We start from the raw sequence: 20,024 nt of genomic DNA, 5'->3' as shown, positions 1-20,024 counted from the left end.
ATTTTTGAGAACCTGTTAGATTCATAATTTTGGTTTTAGAATAAGCTTATAATTGTTCAACACGGTCACTTTAATGCTTCGATTTTTCCGTTTTAGGATTTTAGTAATACCACCAACTTCGGGAACACTCGGAATATTGATATCGCCTATAACATCGTCCAGAACCTCCGTGGTAATTTCTGACCTAAAATTGTTTTGTACATAGATGCCCTCACTACCATCCTGTATATCGAAAGCTTTGAGTTTGGTGGGATGGTGCTTGATATTCTCGATTTCTATTAAAGCACGATTGGGCTGAAAACTGATAAATCCAAAAACGAGTGTGTTTTTTGGCATTTGCTTATTGTTAATCATTGCATCCTTGGTAAGTCGCATCCGTAATCGGGAGTTTGCTTTTACTACTTGGTCGCCATCGACGACCACATAAATTGTTTCATCCGTATGCCCGATGATTGAAAAATCGTTTGGCTTGGGAGAAGCAGCAAAAAATAATTGATGTTCCAGGCCCAATTCTTTAGCTTCAATTTTCTGTTCTCTTTTTATATCTGCGGAATCTACTTCTTGAACTTTTTTTTGAGATGTTCTTCTGTTACCAAGATTCTGATAAGTCAAATCAGAATATTTGATTTTTCCTGCTGAATAGATGCTATCCACGATACGTTCTTTTTCACGTGTAGGCAAATCTGCACTATAAAAGCCAAGGGAATCAATCAGTTTTTCATCATAGATACTCGGAGCGTTGGTTTCGCGAACTTCCTTCAAATCATTGATAGCATCCAATTTTGAGTTGTATTGCTTTTGGTTTTCTTCCAAATCAGGTATCAATGTTTGCTCAAGGTTTTTACTTTCACTTTCATCACCACCCATTACCATTACAGAGTATGATATCAGGAAAATGAAGATTACTGCCAAAACCGCAGCAAAAACTATTTTATTCTTTTCTACTTTCATCTGTTGATATTTATTTGTTTTTAATTGTCAGATGTAATTCGCCAGCCAATATTTCGATTAGTATCAAAACAGTTATGGCTCATTTCATAATCGTGGTTTATAAATCCCGATTACCTGCACGACGGCAAGCGGGTCGGCTCAATTTTCATTGTTCAGCTTTTTTAAGGTGTTTTCAAAATAATCGGTTATCAATAATCCGTGTGGATTATTCGGGAAGTTCCGATTGACCATTATGAGGTTTCCAGTTGAAACCAGTTCGTAGGTGTCAATTATGGTACCTCTATTGATTTCAAAAATGGTAGTCGTAGTGAAACTATATGAATTATTATTTTCAAATATCCTTGAATCAATACTCAACACTTTTTGAACCAACGAATACTGTAGTAAGCGGTTGTAAACGCCATCCGCTTTTTTCTGGCGGTACAGATTGTCAACTGAACTATTGCCCAACCAAAGCGCTTTTTCCAAGTTCCATTCATAGTTGCTTGCATCGATGTTATAGAAGTAATTGTGGAACAGTTCCAAATGCGCCAAAGCTTCAACCTTGAAATTTTCTTTTTGGGTAACGAGTTTTAATGGAATGATGCTACCATCGGTGTTGATGGCAAAGGCACTATTAAGTGCATTTTTGTTAGTTCTAAATGCTATCCAAACGGAAAATGTACTCGCCAAAAAGGCAAATACTACGACTGCCAAAACGATGAACCTATTTAGTTTTAGGATGTTATAAATATTCTTATAAGGTGTTTTCATTCTGATTTTGCTTTAGTTGGAAAATAATCTTAACGTGAAGGACGTGGCGCGTCTATATAATTTGAATTTCAGGAAAACAATGAAGCCTACTGAACCAAGTTGTACTACAGGAGCAAAAAAACCTTGACCTACATCCGTACCAAAAAGGTTATTCCAAAAGTTTGTGTTGATTTCTGTGTATAGCGCATTAACAAATACATTGACCAAAAAGAAGGCTGGCACGAGCATATATACCGCTGCATATAGTTTAAAAAAATTATAAGCCAATGACCGGAATTTTTCAAATACAGCTAAACTGATGACCAACGGAAAAAATGCCTGCATAATACCCAAAAGGAAGAATCGTTCTGCTAAAAAGAGCGGATAAATAAACAGGTCTAAAATCCATAGGATAATCCCAATGATAAAGGCAAATATTTTGAACCCGTAAAGTGGCGTTACCAAAGCTTCATAAAGCAATGTCATTGCATTTTTTGCAGCATCAATTAGATTTACATCTTCCTCTATCGGAATGTCCTGCATTTGCAAAGGCAACAAAGCTGGTGCAGTTCCTCGGTATTGTGCTTCTATAGAAACCAAGATGCCATCGAAAAAACCTAATACCTGTGTCGAGAAAATGACCAAAAGTACAATTGCAAAATTCTTCGCCAGCTCTCCAGGACTCAATCCCCAAGTATAACCATCCTTATCTGCAACACCTTCATTGTACTTTTTAAGGATATTGACCAGAAAAAACAGAACAGCAAGCGTTTTCATTCCTGCAATAGTATATTGCGAGAAACTGCTGTTCTGTATGGTCTGAAAAACCGTGTCTATATATTCCAGTCCAATCCCTAAAATGATGGTTGCGGTCATCCTTAATATTCAGTTTCGCGGTTATTGATTTTATCTTGCATTTTTCTGAAGGAAATAATATCCTTGTAGCGTTTCGTTTTGGCTTTGACGTTAGAAACCATTTCCTTTGATTCCAGTTCTTTTTGTTTGAGGATTTCAGCACGTTCAGCATCGCTCATTTTCAGATAATCGCTGGATAGGATTTCATCTATGAAATTCATTGTATCCAAAGAATTTTCTACAATGGCAGTGAATGATTCAGAAACCCTTGCAACTTCTTCGGGCTTGATGTAAGGGCTATCAAGAATGTCCCTTAAATCATCCTGCATCACATCAATGAGTCGCTGATTGTTACGGCCAATCTCACGAACGGCATTCAATTGCCTAACCACATCGTTGACCTTTTCAATGTTTTCTTTTGCTGTTTTTAAGAACTTGACAGTCTTGATAATGTTTGCGGTTTGCTTCCCAGATTCTAATAGTTGTTTTATTAAACTAATAAAATTGGTATTGTCATAAACTGGCATTCCCTGTGCTTTAATGTTCAAGCTGAACAGCAATGCCATTGCGAGTACTAAAATTTTTGTTTTACTCATTGCTAAATATTTGTTTTGGTATTCGTGAATCTGCGATTTCATAATATTATGTTTTAGATGTGAATTGAATTATTGCTTTTTTCATATCGTGATGCTCTTCGTAGAGCTTCATTATTTCTTCGTTTTCCTTTCCATCGGTCAAATAAGCTGCATACACTTCCTTTGGAACTTCAAGACGGAAAATGTTGCTTCCCCTCCCGATTTTGATAAACATTTCGGTGTACTTCCGTGGTCCGGAAAGATTGTTTTTAATAGACTTTAATTGGTTTAAGTCGTGGGTTGAAAGGTTGAGCCTTTTAACCAGTTCGTCATAGCCTTTTTCATTGTTCAAGCTGTAAATAACCTGTGTGTTTTCCAGTATGCTGGCCGAAGTTGAATTGTTAGGAAGCTGATTGATGGATTGAAGAATAATCCCAATCGCACCGTTTTGTTTCCGTATGGCTTGATAGTAGAATTCCACACTTTCCAATACGTTTTCAAACTTTAGTTGCTTGGCGAACTCGTCAAATAGGATGATGCCTTTTTCAGCACGGTTTTTCCAAATTGTTCTTTGGATAGCTGACTTAATCAGCTTCAACATTACGGACAGTATTTCCTTATTGTCCTTCACTTCATCCAGTTCAAAAACAATCAATCGTTTGTCCTCAATTTTATAGGTCTGGTCTTCGCTAACTTCAAACAGAAAGCTATATAAACCATCGCCGACGTATTCAGATATTACGTGCAAAAAGCTTGTAACATTGAAGTAGTCGGGATGGATTTTTAAGGTGTTCAGAAGGTCTTTCTGATTCTTTTCTATAAAACTGTAAAACCCTTCCAAAGAATGATTTTCTGAAATGCTATCGTAATAATGGCGCAGTATTTTCTTGATGGAAACTGATTGGGCTTTGGTAACTTTCAAATCTGAAGCAAACAATTCAAAAAGGAACACCGATAAATCCTCAAGACGTTCTGGTGTCAGATCATTTTGGTTACTGATGTAAAATGGGTTGATACCTAAATTCTTTCCGCTCTCATAACGAAGTACGGTATATTGTTCAGGATAGAGCTTTGCGAATTTGGTGTACGATCCACCCAAATCGATAATGACCAGACGGACGCCACTTTCAAAATACTGGCGTAAAATATTATTGGCCAAAAAAGATTTGCCCTCGCCAGTTGGCGCGAAAATGGCAAAGTTTCGAGCTTTGATTCGCTTTTTACGTTCATCCCAAACATCCTTTAAAACTGGAATGTTATGTTCACGGTCATTAAAGATAATTCCGGTCGCATCAGACTTATAATTTGTGTTGTTGATGAACAGGCAAAGGGCGTGCTTTAAGTCGGTAACATATAAATCATTATTCGAAAAATTGGACGAGTAGCAACAATAACTGTTTAGGATATAATTTTTGCGTTCTTCGCCTCTTGGATAGTAGGGGATGATATCCAATTCTTTAAATTCAGTCTTTATCTTCGACGTTATTTTGTCAAGCTCTTTGGCTTCCTTTGCCCAATAGACAATATTAAGATGGCCACGAATAATTCGTGCATTGTCATCGGCATTGATTTGGTCGAGAATATGTTGAATCTTTCCAAGTACCACCTTATTTTGTGAGCCAAAGTTTGAACTTTTGTTCAGTTCCTCGATTTTCTTATCAAGTAGTTTGCGCCACTTCTGTTTGTCATCCAAATACAAGATTTGATTGACAATATGATTTTCATTAAGCGTAAGCCCTAAGCCATCAATAAACCCTTGATGAAACACAAAATCGTCAGAAGTGAATTTCTCATTGGTCTTGCTACTCTGTACACTTTCGCCAAAGCACAGTTCGCTATTGATGGCAAGGGCATCAAAATGGTTTTCGCCAATATTGACGCTTTTCTTATCCAATAAAATATCGGTGTCAAAACCTTCGTTGAAGCCATTAAAATAGCCACTTGTCAGTTTCTGAATCTCTTCCGATTTAAGTGGAAGGAATGCCATTTTTCGGCTATTATTAATGAAGGAAACAGAATCGCTTACCGAGTTGACGAAGCTTTTAATGTTGTCATCCAGTTTCTGTACAATTCCCTTTGAAACCTTTCGGAACGGATTGACATATTTTGGATTGTTGAGCGCTTTGTTTTTGGTCAAGATGAAAAACAAATAACATTTGTGTTCAATATGTCCACGACCTTTAAAATGCTCGTGTGTCGCCTTCTCTAAAAAAGTTTTATTCGGAAGCTGTTCAGAAGAATAGGATTTCTTCAGGTAGATATCTTGTTTGTGAACTACAGTACCAATCGGTAAAGATTTCAAAGCCTGAAACCAAGCACCGTGCATATCTTCAAAATCCTTTTCGGACAACGAATAAATTTCTGGTAAGTTACCTTTATAGCACAAAACGACATTACCATTATTGGCAAATACGATATTGTCCTGAATATCTGCAATGGGTTGATATGCTGAAAGATTAATCTTGTTCATAATCGAAGCCTGAATTTCTTTTGTTACTGATAATTTTCGGGAAGGCTTTCGCCATCTGAAATAATTGTGGATTGTTTGTGATTCGGATTAATGCAATGTAAAGCGCAGCATTAAAAATTAAGACGCCTATAATTATTCCGAAACTGAATGAAAAAATGATAATCATTAAGGATCCAAGTATGGACATCATCATTAAGGCAAACAGGGAAATGGGCAGCCCAAAAATGACTGCCTTTTTCCTAATATTTCTATAGACCTCGAATCGCTTCATTATACTACGATTCCAATTAGATAGGTAAATATCCCAACAACAGCACCCGCAATTAAGACGAATACCAAAACTCTGGTAATACCTTTTTTTAAATCTGCGTTCTCGCCAAAGAAGTGTCCTGCATTAAAAAGGAAACCAACTAAAAAAATAACACCGAGTAAAATTGGAAAGATTGTTCTTATGGTATCACCTACGTCATTTACAGAATCCTCAATGCCACCAATTTGTGCAAAAAGAGATGTTGAGATAAGTGAAATAAATACTGCGAAATAATTTGATTTTTTCATAACTGAAAAGTTTAAAAATTTGTGTTGTTTTTGTTATTGGAAAAATACATATATTTGTTTACAAATAACTGATAATCAAATATTTGTGAATAAAATATTATTTGATTTTGTTTGATTTCCGATGATATTATTTGGCATCAAATTCTATGATTTTTGGAAGTTGAATTGTTAATAACCCAAAATTTGAAAATGAAAAAAGTGCTCAAAAACGTCACTTTTGTGATTTTGCTCTTAAAAATGTGTATCATTTTTGGGCAGGAAAATGCAACTCAAAAACGAATAATAATTGATGTTGGACACGGTGGAAAAGATTCTGGTGCGATAGGTGTAAATGGAATTCAAGAAAAGGATGTTGTATTGGAAATCGCAAATGCGATTTTGAAGCTAAATAACAATTTGGCTAAACCATTAGATATTTACTTAACAAGGTATAATGACACTTTGATTTCGTTATCCGATAGACCGAAGCTCTCCAATGCTCTTAAAGCAGAGTTGTTTGTTTCATTACATTGTAATCATTCGGATAATCCGAATGCAAGAGGTGTGGAAGTGTATGTGAGCAATAAGCAATCAAAATATCAAGATGATTCCGTCTGGTTTGCTTTTCGAATGCAAGATGCGCTTAATAAGAAATTGGGTTTTGAGAGTAGGGGTGTGAAGTCTGCTGATTTTCAGGTGGTGCGGGAAACAATTAGCGATTGTCCTTCTGTGCTTTTGGAATTAGGTTTTTTGAGTAATTGGGATGAGAGCTTTTATCTAGGAAAACCTGAAACGCTCAGAACTATGGCATTGATTATTTTAATGGAATTGAATAACTATTTAAATGCTGGATTATGAAAGAATTTTTAGAAAAAATAATTACTACTATAAAACAAATTATCATCATACTATTTAAAGAACTTAGACCTAAAGCAAAGAAAAAGTAATATAGTATTTAATAAAAGTGATTTTTCAGAATAGTAGTCCTGTTGTGTTGAAATTCAATAGATGCTAATTCTGCAAAATTCTTAATTTTAATTCTGTCAGATTCGTCCATTTCGATATTATTATCCTCGTTCAACAAAACATCTATCCGGTCATAGACAAAATTTGGATTATCTCTTTCACTTCTGTCTATCCCTTGGTAAAGCAGGCTTATGTAATTTGCAACTAATTGTGATTGGCTTTGCATAAATAAATCAATAAGCCTTTTTCTACTATTCTTTACCATCCAATAATGCAAACCCCATTTTTTACGGGAATTACCATCGGTAAACTTTTTATATCCAGTTCCAAGTGAAAGGATTTCGAGCTGAGACATTTCGACTATAAAAGCCTTTAAGGCTTCTAGAACCGCTACTAATGTAGGGTTGTTTGCCATTATACCACCATCAACTTTGTTTACAAAGTCTTTTTGTGTGCCATTAAGGTCAATATATTCTGAGGTATATGGGTCGAAATATGTAGGTGCAGCAGAAGTGGCCATAGCAGCTTGATAAGCCGGAATGTGATAATCTCGCTCAAAAGCTGGATGATATTTGGTTTTTAACACACTTGGGTTGCCTTTTATCAAATCATAGATAGGAATACAAACATCTGTTTTGCAATCGCTAAGCCTTGGTTCAATTCCATTGTTTGCATCTCTGAACTTTTCACGAATAAGGTTTTCCAAAAATTCTCTTTCGTGTGCTGAATTAAGGATTTGACCAATGAAAAAAGGTTTTTTGCTGCCAAAAATTTTCTTGGCATTATCCAAATAAAGTTGATATATTTCTTTTGCAGGTATTCCCAAGGCTAATGCAATAGCAATAATGCCACCAGTTGATGTTCCTGTAATCAAGTCGAAATACTGATAAATTTTAGTTTTGCCATCAGAGCGATTTTTCAATTCGTCTTCTAAAAGTGTTAAGAACAATGCAGGGAAAACACCTTTAATGCCACCGCCATCAATCGACAATATTTTAAATTTTGTATTCTTCATTTATCAAGATATTTGTTTTGTTCTCATTAGGGTATTCATTATGACCACCGCCAAACCATTTGCCTTCGGGCAACCATAATTCATAGTAGTATAGCCACTCACTTATCCAAGGAATGATTGTATCAATAATGTAATTGTGCGCATTCCACTCTTTTTTAGATGGCGAATAAAGACATAGCTGCTGCTTTTGACAGTCATAAACGTGAGGCAGTTTTGTTCTGCTTTTTGCGATTTCCAATGTTTTATTGACAACAAAAATTTTTACCCATTTGTTTTCCATATAAACAACTTTTACATCATATAACTCGCTTATAGCAGTGGGTTGAATTTGAACAATGATTTCAAAATTATCCCATCCGCTTTTTAAGACCTTGATTTCTGGAAATACTTTTTTTATCCTCTTCAATTGTTCAGTAGAGAGAATACCTTTTACTTTTCTTTTCCTGTTTGTCTTAAAAAATTTGCTCATAAATTACCTTCAAAATTATGGTTTGGTATTGAAGTACCAACCGACCCTAAAAGACCTGTTCTTCCTGCCATTTTTCTCAAACCAGATTCCCTTAGAACTCGATTATTTTCGCCATAGTCGGCAAAAGCTTTATTTACGACCTTGTCGCCGTATTGTGCTGAAAAGGATTCATTCAACCGTTGTAGGCCGACTCCTTGGCTGTACTTGATTGTTTCGAGGTCTTCCTCCAATTTATCCAACCATTTATAGAAATATTCTTCTTTTTGGGGAACATCGCTCCACTTGTCCGCAAAATTTTCCTCATCATTGACAGGGTTACTTACCCATCTTTCGTAACGGCCTGTCTTCCGGTTCAGTTTCGTTTCTATAAAGCCACGCATTGTGCTCACAATATTAACATAAGCATCAACGATGTTCTCGCTTCTGTCATAAGCTCTGGCAGCTAAAGTGGTAATTATAATAGAAATGGGCCTGTTTTCACTATCAAGTTCATCTGAACAAAACATAATATCCCTATGGCGTTTTAATAACTGAATTACACGTTGCAAGGGCATCTTTTCTTTTTGGTATGGCTTCACAGGATCAACAGATTCGCTCAGAGCGAACATTTTTGTTGAACTGTATATGGCTCTTTGATAAAACCATTTGGCATAGCCGAAAGGATTACTTTTCATCCACCATTCTGTGTCCGTTTCGGTCGAATAGTGGTACTCTTCCTTATCGGTTATACGAATCGCCAGTTTATTAGCATCTATATGTTGGCTATTGTTAAAGGATTCGCTCAAAAGAACCGTAAAATTTTTATCTGAAATAGATGGCAAAATATCCATATGGTAGTTAGCATTGTCTGAATATTCAAGTGTCCAACATCTTCGACCACCATCTTTATCCTCAATCATTTCCTTATAGGTAGAATGGTCTTTGAGCCTATTTCCAACAGCATCTTTTAAATGTTTTTGTGTCCAATAAATTGGTTTGCCATTCAGTTTACAAACGAGGTCTATATCAATATCATCTTCATCGTTAATAGGCTTTATAATTGTGCCCAGCATAAAGGAACCTTGAGGAAGTATCCTTGGGTTATATGGATAAAGTGGCGAGCCTTCTTTAGACAGCCAATCACCAACTGCTTCGTAACTTTTTACAGCTTCATTATATTGAGTTTCAGAAATATCGAGTTGCTTTCCCAGATTTTCCAAAATTTCAATCACTTCTTTTTTGTATTCTTCAGTCATAATAATTTTTATTTTAAAATTTCAATTATTAAGCCATTCATATCTTGTGACAGATTGACCGTTTAATAAATTTTGATTGTGGTAATTCTGCATACAAAATCACCACAATCAATCTTCTAATTAGATTGCTCTAATATTGAAGCTATGCCACTTATAACAACGAGTGTTGCAATACCAAAGACTACGGCTTTTGCCATATCTCCACTTACATTAACACAATTGCCCTTGCGACATACACTCAGTTTTCCTTTAGAGAAATTAATACTATTCATAAAAATGAATTTTTAGGTTAAACAATATCCATTCAGAGCTGTGGATTTCCGCTCATTACTTTCCTTTACTGTCTTTCCGGTTACTTCTAATATGTTCCTTGATAGTAATAGTTTTTCCGCCTACTTTTCTTTTGTGCTCAGGAATTCTATTGAACTTTTTACCAGATGAATCTTTAGCCATAGTTTTAATTTTTAGTTGAACTTACTTTTTTTATATTTGATTTTCATTATTTACTTATAGCATTTTGTTGTTTAACCAAAGGTTTTATGAGTGCTGTCCACTCATATACCATTATAGATATATCCGTTTTGGTATATAGATGAATACAAGTACTAATCAGGACATAGATTTTGAAAAACTACCTAGCGTTGACCTGCTGGATTATATTTCTTTTAAAGATGAATTTCCAAAAGAGGCAGAAGCCGCTTTTGTGCAATTCTGTTATAGATTTGAGAAAGATTTGAAACGTAAGTCCGAGATTTACTGCAATAAGTATGGATATAACGAGGTGGTGGCTTTGGAAATAGCGCATTGTACTTTTGCCAGAGTTTGGAAATACCCAACATTTGACAAAGACAAGTCCAAAGCGAGAGATTTGGATAAGGGAATACTTATTTGGATGTATCGAATTTTATACACCCAAATAATTAAATATGGCGAAAAGAACACTTGTGCAGAGCCTACTGAAGAAGAAGATTTAAGCCTGGTTAGAAATGCAGATGAGTTGTTGGCAAAGTTTGACATACCAGACGACGCTGAGGCAAAAAGGGTAGTTGTGGCAAAACTTAAAACCATTGAAAGAGCTCTTACCCGATTATCTGAAAAGCATCGAATCATTTATTTTACTTATAGAGCTTATCGAAAGGAAGGTAAAAAAGTGCCAAGAACAATTACAAAACTGCTTAGAGATAAACTCTCTTTAACCCAAAAATCCGTGAACACCTATTACGGCGATGCGGATAGACACGTTACTAACTATTTAGACATTATGAATAATGGCCAAGCCTAAGAAAATAGAACTAATTGAAACAGCTCAATTGGACAGTTGGTTAGGTTCAACAGGGTTTTTATTCCCTAGTAATGAACTTGAACTAGATAGGTTCAATAAATTATATGAAGATTATGATTATAAGTTGGATGATAAATCTATTAACCCAATTGCCGTAATTAATAATACGTTTCATAGAGAGCCAAAAGTCATAACAATGTTTGAAGAAGATGTAGTTGAGGAAATTGAAAGCCTAAGAATGGTCGCAAGAAAAGGAAAGAAAGAATTGCCTCAACATATTATAGATAAGATGCGAAAAAAACACAATCAAGATTCTAGTGATTCGGAATAGACCAAGCATAAAGGAACTAGCAGAAAGTATTGCATTGGAATATGAAGAAAAGACAACGCCTCTTGACAAAATATTAGATGATGAAGGTCTATCGGTATTTTATGACAGCTACGGCAAGAACACCTTTGATGGAATGACTTTCTATGATAATGGAAAGTTTTATATTCACATAAATACCGATTTGGGTAATAGACCAGATTCTGCAAGAGGAAGGTTTACGTTAGCACACGAGCTGGGACACTACTACATTGACTCTCACAGGATAGGATTGAAAAAAGGACTGTTAGAACCACATCCGTCTAGAACTAACCAAAAGCAATTTAACCAAATTGAAAGAGAGGCGGATTTTTTTGCATCCTGTTTGCTGATGCCAGAAGAAAGGTTCTCAAAAGATTTTTATCGTAAAACCTTTAGTATTGAATTGGTAGATTATTTGAAGGACGAGTATAAAGTCAGCAGGACTGCCTGTGCATTCAGGTTTGCAGATATAGGAAATCACGATATTATGATTGTCTATGGCGAGAATGGAAAAATACGTTGGAAATATTGTAGCGAACATTTTCCCTACAAATACCTGTTATATGAAAACAAGGTGGCACCAAATACAGTAATGGGCGAATACTTTAAGAACATTACTGATAACCTGTTCAAAAAAGAAGAGATTTGGGCAGTTGATATTTTCAACTACGTTAAGGAAGGCAATATTCAAAGAAAATTTTTTGAGCATTGTATTACTTTTAAGGGTAGAGCTCTTAGCATCATTTGGGAAGAATAGTGTGTTCAAAAAAGCCTCAATAAATATGAGCTTTTAACGTGAAGTTATTGCCTTAAACCAATAAAAAAACGCTTCCGGATTGCTCTTTTTCAATTTATTTAGCTTGGTGAATTGAGGGTTCTCAATCAACCAATCTTTAACGTCAAGCGGATTTGTAAACCTTTCGATTTCGCTGTCACTATCAGCCTTAATCAGTTCAGATAAGTATGCAACTTTTGAAGTAGCTGTAATGGCTTCTTCAATATTGAACCTTACCAATGTAAAATTGGTAAAATTGCTTATTCCAGTTTGCAGATGTTTAAATTCCTCGGAATTTGTGTCACGGACGGAAATTATAAAACAGGCTTTTTGGGTGTCTTCCAAAACCTGTTCTGAGGTTATGTTTAGTTTTCTAAACGCTATTTCCTCTGCAACTACTTTTGTGTAGCTGTTACGGACGGTTGCCAAGTCCGAAATATTATCCATTAAAAACGCTACGTCGAATAACTGTTTGATAATCTCAACCGGTCTTCCCTTGCTGTATAAAATCCCTGTGGTTTTTGGTGCAAACGCAGTCAGTTTATCGCCTAAAATGGCATCAAAAGTTGGCATTTTTACTGTTGTGATTTTCCCTTGTGTTTGAAGCCAGTTGTGAGCAATCGGAATTTCTGTAAGTTCGGGATATGGATTTGGTGTGTGTAGGACATCCAGTAAAATTGGCTCGACACGTCCATCTACATTGCTTTTGTAGAACATCTTGAAATGACCAACTGGTGCATCAGGCGTGTGCTTTCTGTCATTGTCATCTTCCCAATGTGTAAACGCTTCAGTTTCCTTACTTATAGCTTCAAGAACAGATTCTATGTCGCTTTGGCTTTGCTCGGTAATAATATCGATGTCGATTGAAAACCTTTTAGGTTCTTTGGTGGCTAACAATAGGGCAGTTCCGCCTTTAAAAATAAAATCTAGCTCGTTGATTTTAAGTTGTTCCAAAAATAGTAAGGCATAGACAACCTTTTCAATAAGTTTTGGGTCATACTTTTTACCTAATCTTTTTTTGACTTCATAAATCCACTCTGGTTGATATGTAGTTTCTTTAATCATTAAAATTAATGTTTGGCAATAAAATTAGTTATTTGCCAAAGTTAAATTGCTTAATTGTTCAACTTCCGTCTCTCTATTACGCCTGTGGGCATAGCGTTTCATCTTACTTTTGCTTATTTCAAACTTTTCGAATGCAGATTGGTAAATAAATTTCAATTCACTTTGTTGTGCACCAAATAAATTAGTGTCTATAAGCATATCGACCAACAATTTTTCCAGCAATGGAATAACGATATTCTCGGTTTCGACTAAAGGTGCTTCAGATACCAACTGTTTTAGAATTATGACGTCATCACTATTATGAATGTACAGCTCGAAAGTTTCAGCATCTGGTTCTAAAAAAACGGTTTTGCCTTGGTCTTTCAACTTGTAAAAAACGGACTGTGCCACATCTTTTTCCAATTCAATTATGGTGTAAAATCTAAAGGGTTGATGGCGCATAAATTGGTTTAACCATAAAGTGTTCCACACACAGAATTCAATGAATGGATAATCTTTTTTTATTTTATTGTACAGTCGTTTTAATTTAGTATCAATAACTGGACTAAATCTATCTTTTCCACTTAAAGCGTATTTACCTCTGGATGGGTTTTTTAACACACCTTCTTTTTTAAGTTTAGACAAATACACAGTGATAGAACTTTTCTTTAAGTTTGGAAAATCTTTCTGAATAAGCTCTACCAGACTGGTTTTTGAAATAGCTTGCTGGTCAACAAAGTATGTTGGTATTTTATCTTTAATAGTTTGTTCCAGAACAACGATATTTTGAATTAAACTTTGGCAAAATACACATTTTTTGCCAAAGTTTAATAGTGAATAGCAATTACTTCCGTTTATCCGTAGCCTTGGTATCAAAAGCAATCAGGTTAAACAATTCCCGCATTCGGCTTCGAACACGGTTTCCATAGCGCTCTTCCAGTTCTTCAGCGTTGAGATTTGTGGTGGCGTGGGTTTTGATTTTTTTCTTCGTTTGCAGATATAATTCGTAACGAGACAAGAGCACTTCGCCCATTACGTTCAAATCTTTGCCGTAAAATCTTCCGACAGGCTCTATGCCTAAGTCGTCGAAACAGAAAAATTTAGTATTTCCATAGTCTTCAATAGTTTTATATCCGAGGTGATTAAAGCTGAAGGTAATATTTCTACACGGAACCATTTCGTATGGTCGCTGCATTGGAACGATATGTCGCAACAGTTTCATCAAAGTGGTCTTTCCACATCCAACTGGTCCGGAAAGAAGAATGCCCTTGTCAGGGTCGATATCATCTTTCAGACAATTTTCTTCATCCTTGATGAAATAATGGCATAATTTGCGGATGATAACCGTGTCTTCATCATAGATTTTAAATTGTTTTCCAAAGAGCAATTTTCCTTTGGCATCCAAGTAAATCAGGATTTTATCAAAATCGTAGAGAATGCTTTTGCCATCAAACTTTCCGAGCGAATATTCCACGCCACCTTCGGTAATTTTAGAGGGGTTGTCCATAGTCTTTGTTTTTAGTGGTTCGCAAGTTGTCCTTGATTTGGGACGGTCGTTTTTTGTTTGGTTTGTTTTCTTCGGCATATAACTCTGTTCTATCCATCCAGTTCGAGGCCAAAGCGCGCCAATCTCTAATTTCTTTTCCATCACTAGTTTGCCAGTTCCGATTTTTATAATGCTCGAAGAATCTTTTTCCTTCATCATCATTAAAACCTTTTTTAATAAAAAAATTAATAACGGCCTGCCAGCCCTTTGGCTGTTTAGTATTGTTTACTTGTTTGGTATTGTTTATAGTAGATACCAATGCTTGTCCACTCATGGGACGGTGCGCGTCCACAGCTTGTCCGTTTTTGGGATGGTGTTGGTACACTACTGGTTCATGTATGGGACGGTACTGTTCCGCAAGTTGTTCCAATATGGGATCATACTGTCCCGTAACAGGTTCATCACTTGTCCCGATAATGGACATTTTGATTTTACTTCCTTTGTATGGGTTATTGGAGGGAAAATAGCATAGGTAAAGCCACGAGTCTAAATCTGTAACGCATCGATGATACGTGGATTTTGAGCCTATTTTGGAACAGCGCATTAAATCTCTACGGTTTACGTAAAATACGTCTGCAAAGCGGCTACTGTTCCATTCTTGGAACAGCGCCATATACAAACTGATATGGGTAGGGTTTAGGCGGTCATCGAAATAGAACTTTTCAAAAGCCGCATTAAGTAGCTTTATGTAGTTCATCGCTTAAGAATTTAAACCGTGCTGTACACGGTTGGCTGTCATCACACTTTGGATTTCCTCGGCATCGTAATAGATAATACCACCTACCTTTGTGTAGGGTATTGTACCGTTGATACGTAGGTTCTGCAAAGTTCCTGGACTTATTTGTAGCAAGTCCATAACCTCGGAAGATTTAAGATATCTCTTGAGTTTACCTTTAGATTGTTTTGATAAAAGGTTTTTAATGTCATCGAGCAATTCCATTTTAAATTCTCGAAGATCGTCGGTGGTAATAATACTTGTAGGCATAATAGAACGGTTTTAAATGAAAAGGGCTATCAAAGATTTTAAAATTTTTAATTGATAGCCCTTAACCTGATTTAGCTCACGTACTTTAAAATTTTAATAAAAAAGTGTTCGTGAATCTTCGATTTGACTTTCGTTCTACAAATTTGAGGTACTTTGGTGATTATTTTTCAATAGTCAATCCAGAGGTGGGAAAGATTTTTCAAAATAAGATTTGAGGGATAATAGAGTGTAATGATTGTTATCATCTTGAATAGCTATACCAAATTGATATAAAATTAATGGGAAATTTCTCAAAAATTGATTTCCCAACTTGGGGAGAGGGTGGGGTTATGCATCCGATTCCTCGAACCGTTTTAATAGGGCTTCCTCCAATTTTTCCATAAATTTTGTCTTGCTGCCTTTTCTGGCTCGTATTTCTATAAAGGTGTGGTAATAATTCCCCAGTTCTATATTAAAAATCTGTTCAAAGAGAGTGGCTAGTTCCTTTATATCAGCCGTTCCGCTATTAATGGATCCACTGCTCTGTAAGGCATAGATCAGTTCGATCAATTCTGTTTTATTGCCTGTCCAAAAAAGTCTTGATGATTGCTTCATTAAATTTGTATTTTGGTTATCGTTGTTGTTCTCAAGTTTTTCTATTTCCTGCTGGAGATAAACAATCAGCATATCGTAGGCCATGATCGCGGCTACTGTACCATCTTGACAAGTAGAAAATTTTTCATCGACATAGAAATTAAAAAAATCTGTCGCTGTTCGAAGATCTGACTTACCTCTGATAAAATATTCCTCATCGAGGGAGGTTGCTCCCCGGCGATAATAATGGTAGAATTCCAGATTATCATTGAAGAAGACCTGTAACTTATTAATTTGACTGTTAAGGTATTTAATCTGGAATTTAGAACTACTTCTAGGTCGTTTGCTTTCAATTTGAAATAGTTTTGCAAAGTAGATTAGTTTGCTAAAGATTTGGGGTTTTATATGTTTGAAGAAAAATATCTCTTCAGTAGAGGAACTGAAACCGGTTTTGAGAACTTTCTTCCGAAGTGTCTTTAACCATCTTTCAGTATAGGTTATACTAGTTTCTGCCCTGTATAAAATATCTTCCGTACAAGTTTCCAAAGCTTCCAGATTGGTTTCGAATTCCGCTATTAATTTTTGATATTTCATAAATATGTTGCAGGTATTTCAGTAGATCAACTGGATTCCAGTATACCCATAAGCTCCAGTGTATAGTTATCGGCAGATTGTAAATAGGCGTAAATGTTATGTACCGAAGCTCCCAATTTGCGTTTTTCAAAAGATGCAGTCAGACCAAATGAGATATGGTCATAATCAAGTTCAAAAGCACGTTTAATAGTCTGATAAAGAAGCTGGCGATACACGTGAAACTCTTTAAGGGAATCATAGTCCAAGCCTACAAACGCAGGAATATAAGTTTTATGGCTATTTTTATAACATAACATTACGCCAATAATTTTGTTGGGACTCTCTTTGGTACTTAGAACAATAAACTCCCAATTGGAGTTCTTGGACATATTTTCGAATAATTTTGAAGGAAAGGAGAAGGTATTCAGCCCCAAATTATTTTGGTGCACATTTGAATACAGAGATTCAATTTGTGCCAATTGATCTTTTGAACAGTTATGCAGTATATTGATATTGAGCAATGGTTCTATGTTGAGAATTTCCTTTCTTAAATGTTTTCTATTTCTGGCTGAAAGTTTTGTCAAAAATGAAATAAAGTTTTCGTGGGGAACTAGATTAATTGCACAAGAGTCGGGCATACTCACCCTTACAAAACCTTGCCCCTGAAAATAATCGTGTAAGGTTTGATTCTCGCTGAAGTCGCGCAACACAATCATTTTTGCTTTAAGAGAATGTTCCAGTTTTTCCAAACTTTGCATAAGTAAATTCAGCGCCTCCTGTTTATATAAATGTGCATAATCCAAATATAAATGCTCTCCTTCCGTAAAGAGGGAACCAAGGCTCAGCACTTTTGAAGTTAGATAATACGGATTATTTTTGCGCTCTTCCTCAATAGTTTGAGAAGCTCCCACTGCAGCCAGCATATCGTCTTTCCATAATCCCACCGTCATAAAAGTGGCTAATATCGGCTTTTGTTCTTGGTCATAAATAATCAAATATCTGTACTCCCAATTATGTTCGATTTGGGAATTGCCACTAAAAGATTCTTCCAGAAATTTCAATCCCTCCCAATCGAATACGCCATGCTTTCCTAATAAACTGTTCCAAAGTTGCTTGTCAATCTTTTCAATCGAATCTTTCAACCGAATTTTTAATTCAGTTTTAAGCGAAGTTTTTAAGGGTTCATCTTTTTCTTTTGGCTCCAACTTAAAAGCATGAAACACCCGTTCAGTATTGGTATGGGTGTCTTTCAGTGCTTTTGGGAAATGATATTCCATCGCCGCTACAAGTTCTTTGATTTCCTCTTGTTGATTGTGCCTTGAAATGGTTATTCGCACACCGGTATTCTTAACAGGGACTGCAGGAAATATTCCAAGGTTAACATAGAAACCCTCGTTCATCAATCGGTTCACAAAATTGTAGCCTGTCTTTGGCATCCCAGTTCCGATATAAAACACTGGCGAAATATTCTTGTCTATCAGCGGGAGGTCAGTCTGTTGTAGCAGTTCATTAAAGTAGGCTACCCTTTCCCGCAGTTCCTGTTGCAGGATATAAATCTCTGGGGAAAGGTGTATATCAGCAGAGGCAGTCGCTGCTGCAATGGATGCCGGTTCTAATTGGGCGGAAAACGTCAATGGCCCTCCAAAGGTTTTTATCTCATGGTACATTTTTTTATTGGAACACACCAACACTGCACCACTCGCTCCAAAGGTTTTGCTAAGTGTGCCGAAGAGTAATATGTTTTCCGATAGCTCCCCAAGTTCGCTCAACACATACCCAGTACCGTTTTTACCTATCCAACTCATCCCATGTACATCATCAAAGTAAAAATTAAGCTGGGGATACTTTTGGCTTAGTGTCATCAGATCGGATAAGGGAGCGAAGTCACCGTACATCGAATAAATGCCATCGGCCATATACCAAATTTTCTTTCGCTGGTTTGAATATCGCTTTATTTTATCCTCGAGCATATTCAGGTCATTATGCCGTACCATATCAATGGGCACGCTTCTATTCTTTAAAATCTTCGCGGCACTCTGAACGCTCCAATGCACTTGATGGTCAAGGATTATAGCGTCCTGATCCTTTACCGCACTGGGAATTACACCCAAATGTCCCAAAGTGCTGTTTTTGGTAATGATAATGGGGTGGCCATACATCTCAGTAACCTTTTCTTCCAATTTTCTATACAGCGGATTGGAGATGTATGATTTTGATAACGGAAATTGGGTACCATATTTCCTAATAGCATCAATAGCGGCTTTCTTTAGCCTTATATCCTGTTCGAGCCCTAGGTATCCAGTAGTGCCAAAGTGAAAAAGACTCCGGTTTTTAACTCCAATAGTACGCCCATTAAAGGATTCCCCTTCAGCATAAAGGTGAAGCACGCCTTCCTGTTTTGCATCCGTAAATACTTCATTTACAGTGTCCAAAAAATTGTTGTGTTTGATTTTTGCCATGATTCTTTTTTTAGAGCATAGAATTTACTGGCATTTGATGGAAATTAAAAACCTAAGGATGTTATAATACCTTACGGATAAGAATTATTGCATAATAGGCAAGAGAAATATACTCTTTTAAATTGCTAGACTCTAAATGAAAGTGAAATTTGTTGATTATTTCGTAAATTTAAATTGAATTACCAGTTTTCTAATTATGTTGGACTACATTGAAAATGACTTTGCGTCATATCGATTTACTGACGGTATCGTATATATGCGATATCATATTGGAATATCCATAAATCTGGATGCTGCAATAATGATAGTGGAGGATCGCCTAAGAATACATGCAGGTCAATGTTTATTAGTAATATGTGATATTCGCGGTGTTAAGGAAATTAATAAGCCTGCAAGGGATTATTTGGCTAAGGAAGGATCAGTATTGATAAAAGCAGCAGCCTTTATTGTAGAGAAGCCTGTGTCAGAACTACTCTCCAGATTTTACATGTTAGCAAGTAAACCACCTATACCAACTGAGGCTTTTCAGTCAATCGAGGAAGCAAAATTTTTTTTGGAAAAATACATATAATATTTCCAGATCTATTATAATTTTTAAACCCCCAATTAATAAAAGGAATCGAAAACAACTAA

At 36.0% G+C, this 20,024-nt stretch carries 23 protein-coding genes; 5 read left to right on the top strand and 18 right to left on the bottom strand.

All coding sequences use genetic code 11. From position 1 onward, the window contains the following. Window positions 1-21: 21 nt before the first annotated feature. The 7 genes from traM to G3A46_RS00150 form a co-directional block, all read right to left on the bottom strand. Window positions 22-951, bottom strand: a complete 930-nt coding sequence (gene traM, locus G3A46_RS00175) for a conjugative transposon protein TraM (RefSeq protein ID WP_165144546.1) — start codon at window positions 949-951, stop codon at window positions 22-24. 138 nt (window positions 952-1,089) lie between these two features. After that, complete coding sequence (locus tag G3A46_RS00170; RefSeq protein WP_165144543.1) at window positions 1,090-1,704, bottom strand: conjugal transfer protein TraK; 615 nt, start codon at window positions 1,702-1,704, stop codon at window positions 1,090-1,092. A gap of 12 nt (window positions 1,705-1,716) precedes the next feature. Continuing rightward, a complete protein-coding gene (locus G3A46_RS00165) occupies window positions 1,717-2,559 on the bottom strand; it encodes a hypothetical protein (RefSeq protein WP_111877874.1) in 843 nt (280 codons plus the stop codon). A 2-nt stretch (window positions 2,560-2,561) separates the two neighbouring features. After that, a complete protein-coding gene (locus tag G3A46_RS00160; RefSeq protein ID WP_206735934.1) occupies window positions 2,562-3,176 on the bottom strand; it encodes a conjugal transfer protein in 615 nt (204 codons plus the stop codon). 4 nt (window positions 3,177-3,180) lie between these two features. Continuing rightward, window positions 3,181-5,583, bottom strand: a complete 2,403-nt coding sequence (locus G3A46_RS00155; protein ID WP_165144540.1) for a TraG family conjugative transposon ATPase — start codon at window positions 5,581-5,583, stop codon at window positions 3,181-3,183. Beyond that, a complete protein-coding gene (locus tag G3A46_RS14305; protein WP_228122677.1) occupies window positions 5,570-5,854 on the bottom strand; it encodes a hypothetical protein in 285 nt (94 codons plus the stop codon). The genes G3A46_RS00155 and G3A46_RS14305 overlap by 14 nt, the downstream gene beginning before the upstream one ends. Beyond that, on the bottom strand, window positions 5,854-6,141 hold the full coding sequence (locus G3A46_RS00150; RefSeq protein ID WP_153267915.1) for a hypothetical protein: 288 nt from the start codon (window positions 6,139-6,141) through the stop codon (window positions 5,854-5,856). Before G3A46_RS00150 ends, G3A46_RS14305 begins: the two co-directional genes overlap by 1 nt. A gap of 189 nt (window positions 6,142-6,330) precedes the next feature. Here G3A46_RS00150 and G3A46_RS00145 point away from each other — a divergent pair, with 189 nt between their 5' ends. Further along, a complete protein-coding gene (locus tag G3A46_RS00145) occupies window positions 6,331-6,978 on the top strand; it encodes an N-acetylmuramoyl-L-alanine amidase (RefSeq protein ID WP_165144537.1) in 648 nt (215 codons plus the stop codon). Window positions 6,979-7,075: 97 nt separating this feature from the next. Here G3A46_RS00145 and G3A46_RS00140 read toward each other — a convergent pair whose 3' ends face one another. From G3A46_RS00140 to G3A46_RS14445, 4 genes are all read right to left on the bottom strand, one after another. Further along, complete coding sequence (locus G3A46_RS00140) at window positions 7,076-8,101, bottom strand: CBASS cGAMP-activated phospholipase (RefSeq protein WP_165144534.1); 1,026 nt, start codon at window positions 8,099-8,101, stop codon at window positions 7,076-7,078. Next, window positions 8,082-8,570, bottom strand: coding sequence for a hypothetical protein (locus tag G3A46_RS00135; protein WP_165144531.1), 489 nt, complete (start codon window positions 8,568-8,570; stop codon window positions 8,082-8,084). The genes G3A46_RS00140 and G3A46_RS00135 overlap by 20 nt, the downstream gene beginning before the upstream one ends. Further along, window positions 8,567-9,805 (bottom strand): nucleotidyltransferase, encoded by a 1,239-nt coding sequence (locus G3A46_RS00130; protein WP_153267919.1) that lies wholly within the window; start codon window positions 9,803-9,805, stop codon window positions 8,567-8,569. Before G3A46_RS00130 ends, G3A46_RS00135 begins: the two co-directional genes overlap by 4 nt. Before the next feature lie 327 nt (window positions 9,806-10,132). After that, window positions 10,133-10,258 carry a hypothetical protein gene (locus tag G3A46_RS14445; protein ID WP_277875369.1) on the bottom strand — a complete coding sequence of 42 codons (126 nt, stop codon included), beginning with the start codon at window positions 10,256-10,258 and terminating at the stop codon, window positions 10,133-10,135. 139 nt (window positions 10,259-10,397) lie between these two features. Here G3A46_RS14445 and G3A46_RS00125 point away from each other — a divergent pair, with 139 nt between their 5' ends. The 3 genes from G3A46_RS00125 to G3A46_RS00115 are packed head-to-tail and all read left to right on the top strand — an operon-like array spanning window position 10,398 to window position 12,193. Then, a complete protein-coding gene (locus G3A46_RS00125) occupies window positions 10,398-11,087 on the top strand; it encodes a sigma-70 family RNA polymerase sigma factor (RefSeq protein WP_165144528.1) in 690 nt (229 codons plus the stop codon). After that, window positions 11,074-11,418: a hypothetical protein gene (locus G3A46_RS00120; RefSeq protein WP_165144525.1), complete on the top strand. Its 345-nt coding sequence runs from the start codon at window positions 11,074-11,076 to the stop codon at window positions 11,416-11,418. The genes G3A46_RS00125 and G3A46_RS00120 overlap by 14 nt, the downstream gene beginning before the upstream one ends. Then, entirely contained in the window at window positions 11,405-12,193 is a 789-nt protein-coding gene (locus tag G3A46_RS00115) for an ImmA/IrrE family metallo-endopeptidase (protein WP_241836844.1), read from the top strand. Before G3A46_RS00120 ends, G3A46_RS00115 begins: the two co-directional genes overlap by 14 nt. A gap of 33 nt (window positions 12,194-12,226) precedes the next feature. Here the strand turns inward: G3A46_RS00115 and G3A46_RS00110 are convergent, their stop codons facing one another. From G3A46_RS00110 to G3A46_RS00080, 7 genes are all read right to left on the bottom strand, one after another. Beyond that, window positions 12,227-13,276, bottom strand: a complete 1,050-nt coding sequence (locus tag G3A46_RS00110) for a nucleotidyl transferase AbiEii/AbiGii toxin family protein (protein ID WP_165144522.1) — start codon at window positions 13,274-13,276, stop codon at window positions 12,227-12,229. Between the two features lie 24 nt (window positions 13,277-13,300). Further along, window positions 13,301-14,137, bottom strand: coding sequence for a DUF6577 family protein (locus tag G3A46_RS00105; RefSeq protein ID WP_241836843.1), 837 nt, complete (start codon window positions 14,135-14,137; stop codon window positions 13,301-13,303). Beyond that, a complete protein-coding gene (locus G3A46_RS00100) occupies window positions 14,100-14,762 on the bottom strand; it encodes an ATPase (RefSeq protein WP_165144519.1) in 663 nt (220 codons plus the stop codon). Before G3A46_RS00100 ends, G3A46_RS00105 begins: the two co-directional genes overlap by 38 nt. Further along, the gene (locus G3A46_RS00095) at window positions 14,746-15,498 is read right to left on the bottom strand and encodes a hypothetical protein (protein WP_165144516.1); all 753 of its coding nucleotides are present in this window, start codon (window positions 15,496-15,498) and stop codon (window positions 14,746-14,748) included. The genes G3A46_RS00100 and G3A46_RS00095 overlap by 17 nt, the downstream gene beginning before the upstream one ends. Before the next feature lie 3 nt (window positions 15,499-15,501). Next, a complete protein-coding gene (locus tag G3A46_RS00090; RefSeq protein ID WP_165144513.1) occupies window positions 15,502-15,786 on the bottom strand; it encodes a helix-turn-helix domain-containing protein in 285 nt (94 codons plus the stop codon). A 327-nt stretch (window positions 15,787-16,113) separates the two neighbouring features. Then, on the bottom strand, window positions 16,114-16,953 hold the full coding sequence (locus G3A46_RS00085) for an RteC domain-containing protein (protein ID WP_165144510.1): 840 nt from the start codon (window positions 16,951-16,953) through the stop codon (window positions 16,114-16,116). Between the two features lie 26 nt (window positions 16,954-16,979). After that, window positions 16,980-19,391, bottom strand: a complete 2,412-nt coding sequence (locus G3A46_RS00080) for an aminotransferase class I/II-fold pyridoxal phosphate-dependent enzyme (protein WP_165144507.1) — start codon at window positions 19,389-19,391, stop codon at window positions 16,980-16,982. Window positions 19,392-19,587: 196 nt separating this feature from the next. Here G3A46_RS00080 and G3A46_RS00075 point away from each other — a divergent pair, with 196 nt between their 5' ends. Further along, window positions 19,588-19,962: a hypothetical protein gene (locus tag G3A46_RS00075; protein WP_165144504.1), complete on the top strand. Its 375-nt coding sequence runs from the start codon at window positions 19,588-19,590 to the stop codon at window positions 19,960-19,962. Window positions 19,963-20,024 lie beyond the last annotated feature (62 nt).

It is taken from the genome of Aequorivita sp. KMM 9714 (assembly GCF_011065475.1).
GTDB lineage: Bacteria > Bacteroidota > Bacteroidia > Flavobacteriales > Flavobacteriaceae > Aequorivita > Aequorivita sinensis.
The sequence above is the reverse complement of the archived record's forward strand: the minus strand, read 5'-3'. Positions and strand labels throughout refer to the sequence as shown.